The 13,199-nt window shown below is 39.6% G+C and carries 8 protein-coding genes; 1 reads left to right on the forward strand and 7 read right to left on the reverse strand.

Annotation, left to right across the window (positions count from 1 at the left end):
* Positions 1 to 55: 55 nt before the first annotated feature.
* Positions 56 to 391 (forward strand): zinc ribbon domain-containing protein YjdM, encoded by a 336-nt coding sequence (locus tag PVV59_RS05705; RefSeq protein WP_273755170.1) that lies wholly within the window; start codon positions 56 to 58, stop codon positions 389 to 391.
* Between the two features lie 1,146 nt (positions 392 to 1,537).
* Here the strand turns inward: PVV59_RS05705 and PVV59_RS05710 are convergent.
* The 7 genes from PVV59_RS05710 to PVV59_RS05740 all read right to left on the reverse strand — a co-directional run bounded on the left by PVV59_RS05710 (position 1,538) and on the right by PVV59_RS05740 (position 12,865).
* The gene (locus PVV59_RS05710) at positions 1,538 to 2,116 is read right to left on the reverse strand and encodes a NifU family protein (RefSeq protein WP_273755171.1); all 579 of its coding nucleotides are present in this window, start codon (positions 2,114 to 2,116) and stop codon (positions 1,538 to 1,540) included.
* 61 nt (positions 2,117 to 2,177) lie between these two features.
* On the reverse strand, positions 2,178 to 2,669 hold the full coding sequence (locus PVV59_RS05715; RefSeq protein ID WP_273755172.1) for a universal stress protein: 492 nt from the start codon (positions 2,667 to 2,669) through the stop codon (positions 2,178 to 2,180).
* Positions 2,670 to 2,753: 84 nt separating this feature from the next.
* Positions 2,754 to 3,824 (reverse strand): tryptophan--tRNA ligase, encoded by a 1,071-nt coding sequence (gene trpS, locus PVV59_RS05720; RefSeq protein WP_273755173.1) that lies wholly within the window; start codon positions 3,822 to 3,824, stop codon positions 2,754 to 2,756.
* Between the two features lie 61 nt (positions 3,825 to 3,885).
* The gene (gene murJ, locus PVV59_RS05725; RefSeq protein WP_273755174.1) at positions 3,886 to 5,457 is read right to left on the reverse strand and encodes a murein biosynthesis integral membrane protein MurJ; all 1,572 of its coding nucleotides are present in this window, start codon (positions 5,455 to 5,457) and stop codon (positions 3,886 to 3,888) included.
* Positions 5,458 to 6,509: 1,052 nt separating this feature from the next.
* Positions 6,510 to 8,927 (reverse strand): BID domain-containing T4SS effector, encoded by a 2,418-nt coding sequence (locus PVV59_RS05730; protein WP_273755176.1) that lies wholly within the window; start codon positions 8,925 to 8,927, stop codon positions 6,510 to 6,512.
* Positions 8,928 to 9,271: 344 nt separating this feature from the next.
* Complete coding sequence (locus PVV59_RS05735) at positions 9,272 to 11,245, reverse strand: BID domain-containing T4SS effector (protein ID WP_273755177.1); 1,974 nt, start codon at positions 11,243 to 11,245, stop codon at positions 9,272 to 9,274.
* Positions 11,246 to 11,551: 306 nt separating this feature from the next.
* A complete protein-coding gene (locus tag PVV59_RS05740) occupies positions 11,552 to 12,865 on the reverse strand; it encodes a BID domain-containing T4SS effector (protein ID WP_273755179.1) in 1,314 nt (437 codons plus the stop codon).
* Positions 12,866 to 13,199 lie beyond the last annotated feature (334 nt).

The raw sequence follows: 13,199 nt of genomic DNA on the forward strand, positions 1-13,199 counted from the left end.
TTCTTTCTTTATGATCCATCATCATGAATGGTTTTTCTTTAAAAAAGGCGAATTTATGACCCAATATCCCAAGTGTCCTCGTTGTGATTGTCTTTATACTTATGAAGAGGATGAAAATTTTGTGTGTCCTGAATGTGCACATGAATGGACCCAAAAGAGTGACGATACTGTTCTTTCCGCGATTGTTTATGATGCCAATGGTCAAATTTTGACAAATGGGGATACTGTTATGGTGATAAAAGATCTGAAAGTAAAAGGTGCTTCCTCTGTTTTAAAAGGTGGGACGAAGGTCAAGAATATTCGCTTGGTGGATGGGGATCATAATATTGATTGCAAAATTCCTGGGATAGGACAGATGGGGTTAAAGTCGGAATTTGTTAAAAAAGTGTAGGCGTTTACCCTTTTGCCATTGTTTTTGCTTTTCGTTGCTTTTCTATTTTCATAGATGATGCTTATCCGATAGACACAATATCTTTATCCTTATGGAATATAAAAGCTATGTTTTACAAGAAAAATACTGACTGTGTCTTTTCTCTTAAACATGCTGATTATGCTAAGGATTGTTGATTGATAAGAAAACAGTAAAAGCATGCGTTTTATGAGAAGAATAATGCCGTAAAGTAAGAAATTTACCACGGCTGAATTGATGAAATTTTTCTCCTTTCTATCAGATCATTTCCCAAACAACTCTCATAAATTTGGCTTTGATTGATTTTTTTAAGGTCTTAATAGCTTTTGCGTCTTCAGTTATGGTGATAAGAGTAAAGGGGATAGAAGTGGAATTCTTGCTTTCAAGAAGAGGAAAAGCCGCTATGATCTTTAAAAAATCTTCTTAAGATGCTTAAGCTTCTTTCACAATGAGACTTATAAAATGGTATAGAGAAAAACGCTGTTGAGCGCTATCATTTAAAAGAGCAAACCATCAACCATTGCCCTTACATATTTTGTTATCTTCCAATTTGTGATGTGTTCGTGAATGATTTTGATTGATGCCATAAAGACAATTGAAATGAGAAGATTATCAGGATTCCCATGAAAGGTGTAAAGGTGAGCCCTTTATCAATTGGTTGTTATAAGAAGCATTTTACGGAATTTTATCGTCGGAAATGCTGAAAATGATGGGACACAAGGGAACGAGTGTATAGCTTTGTCTTACATTCTTTTCTTTTTGCGGGCTTTTCTTTTTGCTGGAATGGCTCCTTTGTTTTTAGGAATAAAATTGCATGACAAGGTCATGAGAAAAAATAAATTTAAAGTGCGCCTCTTCCGATGCGTTATTCTTGCATGTATGTGATGGGTGGTGGAAACGATGCTTTTAAAGGGGAAAAAAACATTTTAAGGCATAGGGAAAGTGAAAGGAAAACCTATCATTTTCTAGGATTTTTTTAAGTCATATTGTATTTTTTTATGATTTCAGCATGGCTTGTGTTTAAAATGATGAGGAATAAAATAGTGTAAGATTTTCACACTCCATGTTTGAGCGTTGGTGAAGAAAGACAATCTGTGTGGTCATTTTACCTGTTGAGGTGTCAAATATTTATTGTGGCATGGCTTCAACGCCTAAAACTTCAGGGATAAAATGGCGTAAAAGATTTTCAATACCATGTTTAAGCGTTGCCGTTGAAGAAGGACATCCAGCGCAGGCGCCCCGCATATTGAGATAAACAATACCATTTTCAAACCCGCGAAAAGTAATATCACCACCATCATTGGCAACGGCTGGGCGAATACGTGTTTCAAGCAGCTCTTTAATGGTTAAGACAATATCAGCGTCTTTTTCGTCATAAAACTCTTCGTTAAGGGCATGGGCTTTTGCTTGTGTTGTCGCATTGGTGGTGATAACGGGCTCATTGGAGAGAAAATGCTCCATAATTGTGCCTAAAATGACAGGTTTGAGATGTTGCCATTCACCATCTTTTTTGCTCACAGTGATAAAGTCATAGCCTAAAAAAACACCATTAACATTGGGAATATTAAACAGTTTAGCGGCCAAAGGCGAATTTTTAGCTGCTTCTTCACGGTCACGAAATTCTAATACGCCCTCCGAAAGGACCAGCCGCCCTGGTAGAAATTTAAGTGTTGCAGGGTTTGGGGTTGTTTCAGTTTGAATAAACATAAACTCTCCTTTTATCATGAAGGATTAGAAAGATCATTCCATTTTTAAAATATTATATTTTTTAGGCAATAGACCGAATATCTTCATCAGCAAGATTGCTAGGAATGACAATGACAGGGATTGAAAAAGCCGTTCCTTTATTCCCGATTAATTGGATAAGGGGGCCTGGTCCTTCTGCATGTCCACTGGCGGCTAAAACAATCAGTGCAATTCTTTTATCTTCGTCAATCAGTTTAGAAATTTCATCAACTTTTTTTCCTTCACGCACGACTATTTCTGTTTCAAGCGCATGGGAAGTGCGAACATCACTGGCAATGTCTCCTAATATTTTATGAGCAATTTGTGTTGATTCTGTGCGCATAACGTTGTTTACACCCAGAAAATGTTGAAATTCTACACTATCAACAACACAAAGCAAGACCAAAGTTCTCTTGGTGTTTTGGGCATGTTGTGCGGCGAACGCAACGGCACGCCGACACTCTGGTGTCTCATCGATGATGACGAGGTTCTTTTTCTTAGGTTCTCTTTTCGGATTTTTGGGTTCAGAAATCATGCACTTTCTCTATTTTGTACAAACGATTTTTTTGCTCTCTACAGTCTTTTTTCGTTTATTGTTTTTATGTTTCGTTTATTGTTCTTATGTATTGTGCAAAAATCCAACAATTTCGCGAATTTTTTTCATATTTTCTTCTGCGAGCATACTAGCACGTTTAGCGCCATCATGCAAAACAGAGTCAATATAACCACTTTCTTGATGAAGGCGACGTAATTCTTCTGTTATAGGGGCAAGCTTATGGACGGTAAGGTCGGCTAGCGCTGTTTTAAAATGCGAAAATTGATGACCAGAAAACTCTAAAAGAGCCTTTTCTTTACTAACTTTGGCAAAGGCGGCGTAAATACCAAGCAGGTTATCCACTTCTGGTCGTTCTTTTAAAGCCTCAAGAGAATCTGGAAGAGGTTCGGAATCTGTTTTTGCTTTGCGTATTTTTTGGGCGATAAGATCTGCATCATCGGTCAAATTAATGCGTGAGAAATCTGAAGGATCTGATTTTGACATTTTTTTTGTCCCATCACGCAAGGACATAACGCGTGTGGCTGTTGTCCCAATCAGCGCTTCTGGGAGGGGAAAGAAGCCTTGTTTTTTTTCTTCATCCGTTTGCATAGAGATGTTAAAATTTAAGTCGGCAATACGGTGTGCATAATCATTGTTAAATTTTTGTGCAATATCGCGTGTGAGTTCAACATGCTGTTTTTGATCTTCACCTACCGGAACATGCGTTGCACGATAGACTAAAATATCAGCAGCCATCAACGTGGGATAGGCAAAAAGCCCAAGGGATGCTTTTTCGCGATCTTTCCCTGCTTTATCTTTAAATTGTGTCATGCGTTGAAGCCAGCCGATACGGGCAACACAATTTAAAATCCAGGCGAGTTCAGCATGTTGAAAAACACGTGATTGGTTGAAAATAATATGTTTTTGGGGATCAATACCAGCGGCGAGAAAGGCGGCTGTCACCGTTCTGGTGGATTCGCGTAAGACAAGGGGATCTGGGTTGACGGTGAGCGCATGCATATCCACAACACAATAGAGGCAGTGATAAGTGTTTTGTAGTTCAACCCAATGTTGAAGGGCTCCAAGATAATTGCCAAGATGTAAGTGACCACTCGGTTGTACGCCGGAAAAAACAAGGGGAGGGAAGGGATCCATAGGAGTGCGCTTTCTTTAATTAGAGGTTATTCGTTTTGTTGTTTTTGACAAAGTATAAATATTATAAACGTTTTTTCAAATTTTTAAGTGTGTGAAAAAAGGAACGGGGATTGGATAGAAAATAGGCAATAAAATAGAGTGAGAATATGCCAAGCATGATCCCTGATAAGGTGATAAAACGCAAGAAAAAAGAGGCTTTTGAGGATAAAGGAAAAGATAAAAATCCAAACACATTTAATCCGTAATAGAGGGCGAGTGCACTCAAAAGGGAAGCGATCATGAGGCATAATATTCGCTTGATCAGTTGGGCGTCGTATTTCCAATAACCCCGTTTTATGAGAACCCCCCAAAGCAATAGGGTATTGACCCATCCAGAAGTAATTTCAGCAATAACAATGCCGCGTGCGGAAAAGGAAGGAAATAATGTTAAAGCGAGGCTGATATTGATGAAAACACAAATGCCCGTAAAAATCATTGGTGTTTTGGTATCTTCATGGGCAAAGAAATTAGGAATAAAGACCTTGATGAGTACAAAAGCTGGAAGTCCTAGTCCATAAAGTCCTAATAACTGTGCAACATGTTGTGTTGATTGATCAGTAAACTGTCCACGCTCAAAGAGTAAACTAACAATGGGGGTGGAAAGCAGCAAAAAAGCAATAGATGCTGGAAGCGTTAACAGGAGTGTTAATTCAATAGAGCGGTTTTGCAAATGGTGGGTTTCTTCATGCTTTTTGCTCCGTAATGCGCGGGTTAACTCTGGTAAAAGAACGGTTGCAACGGCAATGGCAATCACGCCTAGAGGCAATTGATAAAGCCGATCAGCATACATTAAAGAAGAGACAGCCCCCGATTGACTAGAAGCAATGTTGGTATTGATGAGCAAATTAATTTGTGTGATACCACCCGTGATGGCTGCGGGGAATGCTAAGGTTAGTAGCTTGCGAACATTAGGGGTTAAATGGGGACGACGGAAGAAAATTTTCATGCCACTTTGACGTAAAGCAACAGCAATTAAGACAAGTTGAAGAAGCCCAGCCGCTAAAACACCCCAAGAGAGATTTAAGCCGATGTGCCAAGCGTCAAGTTGATAGATCCAAGCATAGGCGAGTACACCAATCAGAATAATATTTAAAAAGAGTGGCGCAACAGCAGCAATAAAATAACGCCGTAGAGCATTGAGCATGCCCCCCATCATCGCAGCGAGCGACATGCAGGTTAAATAAGGAAACATGATCGCCGTAAAATGAATTGTGGCATTAAATTTTGTTGCGTCTTCACTAAAGCCTGGAGCAATAATCGTTCGCACCAAAAAAGGCATACTCAGTTCCATTGCAATCGTTAATAATAAAAGAAGAGAAAAGAGGACACCAAAGACTTCTTCTGCGAATTTGCATGCAGATTCTTGGCCATCTTCAGTGATTTTTTTAGCAAAAAGAGGAATGAAAGCAGCATTAAAGGCACCTTCAGCAAAAAAACGGCGGAATGTATTGGGAAAACGAAAAGCAGCGTTAAAGGCATCAGAAACAGGACCCGTCCCTAGTGCTGCGGCCATAAGCATCTCACGGACGAAGCCGAAAATACGGCTCATGAGAGTTCCGGAAGCAACTGTTGCAATTTTTTTAATCAATGTCATAAAGATATATCAGATTCGTGGTAAAAGAGAAGCGATGAGTAGAGAAATAAGCCGTTTTAAATCGTAAAAATCTGATCTGTATTCTCATACAAAAATATAATACAAAAATATATTTGTGCAGCGTTTTACGACGGTGTTTGTCTTTCTGTCAACAATGGTTGCGTGAAGACTTTTAACATGCTCCTTGTTTTATTGTTGCCTTACAATTTTTATTGTTGCCATAAAATAATTAAAATTTCTTTAGGGGCATGACCCATTTTTACGCTTATGGAGTAACAAGCCGGCTCACCAGCACACACTTTTCCAGCTGCTCTAGAATGTTGTGACAGACTTTGCATTTAGATGATTTAATTTAGATGATTTATAAGAGACATTTTTACTCTTTTCTTAAATTATTTTTATCCATACGTTAATCTCATTTGTAACGTGCAAACGAATGGTTTTGATTGATGCAACATGCACGCAACATAAAGAGACTTAGAATAAGAGAATATTACGATCTTTGGGGCTCTCATTCAACAGGCAAAATAGTGAATACGCATTATAAATCAATTTATTACACCCTATTTAAAAAAATGAAAATAAAATAAAAGTTTGAAGAAATGTGCAGTTTCTATGATTTAGGGCTTTTGATGCTTTTAAACGTTTGTCAGACTGAGCTTAACGGTGATGGCAAAACAGTGTGATGGATTTTTACTTTTACGGCTTTATGTTCTCACCAAATGAGGTCGCCTTCTTATTTTAGAGATTCCATAAATATAAGGGTAGAAAGACGTAATCTTTCAACAGCGTCTTGCCTGTTTTTAGCACCACGGGCAAGAGCATTATAGGTAATGAAAGGGTTGATATGATCTTTTCAAAAATGATCAATCCTTTGCTCTGCTGAGATTTTTTTCATCATTGATGGGAGGGTAAAATCTGAGCCAATAAAGAAAGTTTTCCCTTTATGGTTTTCGTATCTGGTTGACACACGATTGATTTGCCGATGAACGCAGGGGGAAAGCCCCTCTTTTTTATCAGAGAGGGCAAAAAGTGAAAACTTATATGAATTTTTAGAGAGTCATAGCCTTTGTGTGCTGCGTTTTGTGAGAGGGAATATTTTCTTGTCTCTTGATGTTTTGATGAACGTTTTCTATCATTTTTTGTGTTTTACTTGCTTCTTTATCAAAGGTGTTCGACCATGTTTTTTCAGTGTTTTTCTTGAGCCATTGATGCGGGAGAGATTGATGCTGGTTTGGTGCTGAGCGGTTATTCAATTGGGGGGTATAAAAATCCATGGAGCGTATGTTTTGTTCTATCTCTTTTGTCTGTTTAACGATTTCCAGAATCTCTTTTGCTTTGACAGCTGATGTTCCAAGGCTTGTAGCCAGTTTTTCGGGATTATTTTCCTTTATCGCCTCATGCTCGCTTAAGGATAAGCGTTCATTGATTTTTCTCATATAAGTCCTTATTTCCCCCCTTAACTCAGGAGAGTTTGATAATGTTTCTTTCTGTTGTTCTTTTGGTAAGGCGAGGAGATTTTGCATCCAAACCTTAGGCATTAGGACCGATTGTTCACAACGTTTTTGTTTTGCGTGATGGTTATGGAGAATATCTCTTTCTGTTTGTTTTAAAATATCGAGGTAACACTCAATGGCTCTACAGAGGGGCAAAATATTGGCTTCAGCTTCAGCGCGTGCATGATTTTTTATGCCAAAGATATTGCTTCCAGACAACTGAGAAATCGATTGAGGAGATGTGGCAATTTGATGGGTGAGCTGTTCTCCTCTCTTATGATTTTCATGAATCCGTTCAATTTTTTCCTGCAAAATATGCCGATTGCCATAAATGATTTGGCATAAAGTTTCGATTTCTGTTCTTCTTGCTTGAAGTGATGTGTTATTTTTTATCCTCGTGGTAATTTCATTGCTTGTAAGGGGGGGTATTTTTTTTGCGGCAATCAGCACCTCTTGCTGGTGTTGAGCGCTTGGTGTTGTAAAGGAGAAGGTTTCATCACTTGTTAATGTTTGTATCGGCTCTGGTGTGCGCTCTTCTTTCAGTTTAGGCGATAAGGAGAGTTTCTCAGATGGGGCGGTGTCTGTTGTTTTTATCCCACTCTCCCAGTATGCCATTGCTTTTTGGGGGTACTGTTTTGCTCTTTCTTGATGATCTGAACCTGTTGTCATTTGGACGGATATTTGATCATTTGTTGCTATATGGTTCGTTTGTAAAATGGTTTCTTGAAAATCTTTTTGCGCTTGCCTCATAGAGGAAGCAGAGTGAGCCATTGGTTGTGCCCTTTGTTCTTTTTCTTGTAGATTTTGGGGGATAACTTTAGCGTCGTCCTGTAAAGCATGGGGGACAACCCATGGTGAAAAATGGGCTTTTTCTTTTCTCTTTGTTTGAATGGATGTGTTGTCTTTGCTTTTTTCAGTTATTTCATCGTCTTTAAGAGCGTCTCTTTTTTCTTCTGAAAACAATGTTTTTGGCTGGGTTTTTTGCTGGATTTTTTCTGGGCTTTGAGCTTTTGGTACTGTAAAGGAGAAGGTCTCACCACTTGTTAATGTTTGTCTTTGCTCTGGTGTGAGATCTTTTTTATTTCCCAAGATGAGTGTTCCCTGAACATCCATCATGAAACCATTGGCTCCACAGCCTCTATAGGTCCCATGATAGGTTTCACCTTCTTTTGCGACGACAGTGAGATAATAATTTTTTTCACCCATTCCAAGCTTTCTCATAGAGTTGGTGAATTCTTGTAAAATGAGCAATTTTTCTGGATGAGAGATATCCTCAAGCAGATGTTTCATAGGCTCTGAATCGCTACGTTCCATGGCGGCTGCGCGGACAAAGTCTTTACGCTTTTTGCTCACAACAGAAAAATCGAGCGTATGTCCTGCTGCTTGAGCGAGTTTTTCAACAAACAGTCTCTTTGTACGTCTATTGCCCTCTCTGAAAGGATGCAAGTGGTGTAAATCTATCATTATTTCAGCAGCGTGTTCAACAAATTCTTCACGGGATAAGTCTTGTAAATTCTTTTTTTCAGCAAGTGTTTTATCTAACTTTTCTAATCCTTCCTGGATTTTTTTTCCCATAGCAAAAGGTTTTGTAAATTCTTTTCTCTTCAAAATGGGCATAGAAGCAACAGTGCTATCTTCAAAGGTAAAAGGTGTTTCGCGGGTTTGTCCAGCCCATTCAAATGCCCGGAAAAAGAGGCGATGATGAAGATATTTGAGATAGGCGGCATCAAATTGCTCTGGTGGGGGCTCTTGGCGCAGTTTGATCATTTCTTTTTTTACATCATCAGAACAGCGTTCTTTTAATATTTCTTTATCTTTAATACGGTATTTATTTTTGAGCACATTGCTATTGGGGTAGAAAAAATTTTGCGCTGCTTCATTGATTTGCTTTAAAACGGCGGCATTTATTGCAGGGGATTGTTCTTGCAATTCTTTCTGTGTAGAGGAAGCCCCCTGTTCTGTGTTTTCTTTCATGTATATTTCCTTTCAAGTTTTTAATATTTGTTTTTTTAAAAAGCTTCTTTTTTACATTTTTTGCCTTATGTTATTTTCATTAAGCTTTTTCTTCTTCTTCAAAGAAGAATACCGATTGGAATGATGGGAAAAATTTGACTCTCTTCGCATGGAGCCCAAGTTGATGATAGAACAGCGTTAATGTTTGTAACTTTTATGAAATGTTATCGTGCAATTTTTTTGATGCGTTTTGTCATATGAGAGTTTATTCAAATTTTTCTGTATGTTATATGCCACCCTTGGTGCAACCTTGGCAGGATAATTGCTCCAAGGTGGTGTGTGAAAAGCCAAAGGGGATGAGACCATTACGACAAAGCCATTGCTTTTGATGTTTCACCTCTGCGTGGTCGAATAGGGGGGTGCTCTTCTTGTCTCGATGTTTCAGTAACCTCTTGACGTCGCTTTGTTGTTGAGCGCTCAGGCAACTTCTGGGGCTCTGATAAGCTTTGTTGCTTTTGCAATTTTTTATCGAGATCGGTAAGCGGTTGATGGCGTTGTTGTTGCTCTGTTTGATGGTTTTGCACAATGGTTTCTCTTAATTGCTTTATCGTATCAGCATAATCCTTAATGGCGGTACAAAGGGTAGGAAGATTTTCTTCAGCGGCTTTGCGCGCTGCGTTTTTTATGCCAAGGGTTTTTCTACCAGCGAGCGGAGCAAAAAATGTTGGATCCTTTTCAATTTGAAAGACAAGCTCTTCTCCCATATCTGGAATTTTGTGCATATCTTCCATTCTATATTGCAAAATAAATGGATCATTATAAACAATTTGGCTCCAATATTGGACCTCTCTTTGACCATATTGAACCGATGGATCTTGTTGAACTCTGCGGGCAATTTCTTGATTTGACAGAGGCCCTATTTTCTTTTCTGAATTGAGCGGATTTGGTGTGTGTTGAGCGATTGCTTCTTCCTGTTGCGCGTGTTGATGCTGTCGTTGTTTGGTGTGAGGACTCCGTGAAATATTTTGACTCCGTGAAATATTTTCTTGTATATATTTTGAGGTATATACAAAACCGTTAATGGCTTCAGACAGATTAGGAAGCGTTTCTTCAGCTTCTTTGCGCGCATGACTTTTTATGCCAAGAACTTTTCGACCCGCAAGCTTAGAAATAGATTGAGGGTTTTCTCTAACATCCCATAAGAGCTGTTCGCCCATAGGAGGATTTTCTCTAATTTCTTCTATTCTTTGTTCTAAAATAAGTCGGTCACCATAAACCTTTTCGCATAAAAATCGTATTTCTTCGTGATATGCTATGAGCAAGAACTCTTTTTCCATTGTATTAAAAGAAGTTTTTTGTTCCTGAGGCGGTTTTGGTGGTTCATTTGCTGTTTGTGGGGAGCCCGTTTTTTGCGTGACAGCACCGCTTTGTTTTCTGTCTCTTATTTGGTGTGCTTTGCTTGAACGAGGGACTGCATATATTTCACTGTCTTGTGATGATGAACTGCTTTGCTGCCGGACTGTTCTGTGCTGGGCTGTTTTGGGTCTAACACTTGGGATGGGAGTTTCAGGGTTTTGGCTTTTTGTGCTGGTTTGCGCGTTTTCTCTCATGCCTGGAGGCGTTTGCGCTCTTGGTGTTGCATAGGGATTTTCTTCTTTTTGAACTGCTGTTTTGTGCTGGATTCTATCTTTTGCACGCGGTGGTCTTTGTGGCGGCGTTTTTATCTGCGTGGTGGGGTGCTCGAGGGTTTCTGTCTTTTGAATTTTTGCCTCAGTTGGTATTTTTTCTCTTACACGTGGGGGAGGGGGTGGGGCTACTTTTGGGGGGGAGGAGGAAGCTTCAACTTGTGGACTTTGTTGTTGCCTCTCTTTTGCCCGTGGGGGTTTTGGTGGTGCTATTTTTGCCTGTAGAGGAGGCGTTTCTTGGGTTTCTGGCTTTTGAATTTTTGCTTCAGTTGGTATTTTTTCTCTTACGCGTGGGGGTGGGGGTGGGGCTACTTTTGGGTGGGAAGGGAAATCTTCAACTTGTGGGCTGTGTTGTTGCCTCTCTTTTGCTCGTGGGGGTTTTGGTGGTGCCACTTTTGCCTGTAGAGGGGGCGTTTCTTGGGTTTCTGGCTTTTGAATTTTTGCTTCAGTTGGTGTTTTTTCTCTTACGCGTGGGGGAGGGGGTGGGGCAACCTTTGGAGGGGGTGAAAAATTTTCTGGTTGTTTTTGTAGAGGTGGTTTTTGTGGTTTTGGAGAAACTTGGGGAGGAGATGTTCTGGTGGGGGATTGTTCAGTCTGTTGTTGAAATTTTTCCATCATTTCGGTGATAAAAGGGGAGGGGGTTCTTTTTTTCATGCATGGTCCTTTCAAACTCTTTCAATATTGTTTTTAAATACTATTTAAGAATGTGTGTTGGTGTTTATTCTGTTTTATGCTTTTTTATTTTAACTTTATGAGAGAGGATGTGAAACTGAGTGGTCTAACACGATTTCACTCTCTTGCTCTCTTGATGCTGCTTATGATCACTCTTTAAATACTGTTTTATCAATGGCTTAGATTAAATGGTGGAGAAATGAACTTCGTTCCTTTTTTCTTGGCGCAAACCACCTCTTTTATGTGTTGCGCCAAGATGTTGGATTCAGCGTGAAAATTTATGTCTGTTTAGCTAGCAAAAGCCATCGCTTTTGAAGCAGCAGTTTTGCGCGGACGAAAATCTGTTTCTCTTTCTCTCTGTTGGGTAGAGGGCGTTATTCCTTCATGTGTTATTGTTGAAGGCTCAAGGCGTTGAGCAGACTGTGAGACGTTTTGTTGTTGCTGCAAGCTTTGGGTTTGCTCAGATGCTTCACGACGTTCTTGTTTTGTTTGCTGAGTTTTTAAAATGCTCTCTCTTACCTGTGTGACAGCCATTGCATAATTGTCAAGGGCGTCAATGAGGTGAGAAAGACCCGCTTCAGCATGGATGCGTGCTTTATTTTTTAAGCCCCCAAAGTTGTGACCGGCGTATTTGTGAATAGACTGAGGGTTTCCAGCAAGTTGCTGTGCGAGCTGTTCTATTGTTTCAGGGTTTTGGAAAAGTTCTTCCACTTGTGATTTTAAAATGTCTGATTGACCAAAAACAACTCCGCACCAATATTGGGTTTGGGCATGGTGTCTTTTGACTTTTGAATTTTGATGAATTTTGGTGTACATTTCTGCTTCTGAAAGGCTTTCTTTTTCCCTTTGAGAATGATCTGTTTTTTGCAGAAGTTTAGCGACAGCTGCTTTTCCCATGAGGCGTTCATAGTTTTTGAGTTCTTGCTCTGGAGATTGTGAAAGGCCCTCTCTTGCCTGTCTTACGGCTTCTGTATAACAATCAACGTTGATACAGAGGCTGGAAAAGCTCTCTTCTGCTTGTCTACGTTCTCTATTTTTGAAGCCCAAAATACTGGTACCGGAGAGTTTAGCAATGCTTTCAGGATGAGCAGCCATGCGCCATGAAAGCTCTTCTCCCGCTTGAGGATTTTTTTGAATTTCTTGCATTTTTTCTTGCAAAATGTTGGGGTTTCCATAAGCTCTAGCGGATAAACGTTGGATTTCTTCTTGATAGGTTCGAACCAATGAATGGTGGGGAAGTAATAGAGAGATTTGTTCTTCTGAGAGTCGTGTTGTTGCTCCTTGGGCGGCTTGTGGGGCAGCTGCTGTGCGTGTTGTTTCAGTTTCTTGCGGTTTTTGGGGCGCGTTGTTTCTTGAAAGAGGCGTTGTTGAAGGTGCTCTCCTAACGGATGCCTGTGCACCTTTTGCTGTAATCGTTTCTTCTTCTGAAAGAGAAAGTCTTCCCTCATCTTCTTCCAGTATCGTTGATAGTCTTTTGCTTTTTAAAGGCTCTTCTTTAGGGAGAGGGGGGATACCTGAGACTTCTGCTGCTGCTTGTTCATAGAGTTCTATGAGTTCTTTTATTGAAGAGGATGGAAAAGGGTGAGGGTGATCTTTTTTCATGCACGTTTCCTTTCAAAAATTGTTTTAGAAAACCTCTTTGGTGCATAGTCGTTCTTTATGCTTGGATTACTTTGAGACAAAGGAAGATGTCGAACTGATATGCGCTCCAAAGATCTGCGCTATTTAAGGCTAGAATAATGGAGCTTTGTGTCTTTTATACAGTTTTTTTGTGAAATTTTATCAATAAGTTATAGGAAATTACAGGGTCCATTTTTAGGACCGTTTTAGGACTATTTTTTGTAACATTCTAAAACAATTCTTGGCGCAATCGTAAGGAGACGATTTACGCCAAGAAAATTACTCAAAAAGAGATTAAACGAAAAACAAAAATTGA

Source organism: Bartonella sp. MM73XJBT.G, from assembly GCF_028618435.1.
GTDB lineage: Bacteria > Pseudomonadota > Alphaproteobacteria > Rhizobiales > Rhizobiaceae > Bartonella.

Coding starts and splice junctions, on each gene's coding strand:
- PVV59_RS05705 (WP_273755170.1), top strand. CDS start 56: ATGACCCAATATCCCAAGTGTCCTCGTTGTGATTGTCTTTATACTTAT.
- PVV59_RS05710 (WP_273755171.1), bottom strand. CDS start 2,116: ATGTTTATTCAAACTGAAACAACCCCAAACCCTGCAACACTTAAATTT.
- PVV59_RS05740 (WP_273755179.1), bottom strand. CDS start 12,865: ATGAAAAAAGATCACCCTCACCCTTTTCCATCCTCTTCAATAAAAGAA.
- PVV59_RS05735 (WP_273755177.1), bottom strand. CDS start 11,245: ATGAAAAAAAGAACCCCCTCCCCTTTTATCACCGAAATGATGGAAAAA.
- PVV59_RS05730 (WP_273755176.1), bottom strand. CDS start 8,927: ATGAAAGAAAACACAGAACAGGGGGCTTCCTCTACACAGAAAGAATTG.
- trpS (WP_273755173.1), bottom strand. CDS start 3,824: ATGGATCCCTTCCCTCCCCTTGTTTTTTCCGGCGTACAACCGAGTGGT.
- murJ (WP_273755174.1), bottom strand. CDS start 5,457: ATGACATTGATTAAAAAAATTGCAACAGTTGCTTCCGGAACTCTCATG.
- PVV59_RS05715 (WP_273755172.1), bottom strand. CDS start 2,669: ATGATTTCTGAACCCAAAAATCCGAAAAGAGAACCTAAGAAAAAGAAC.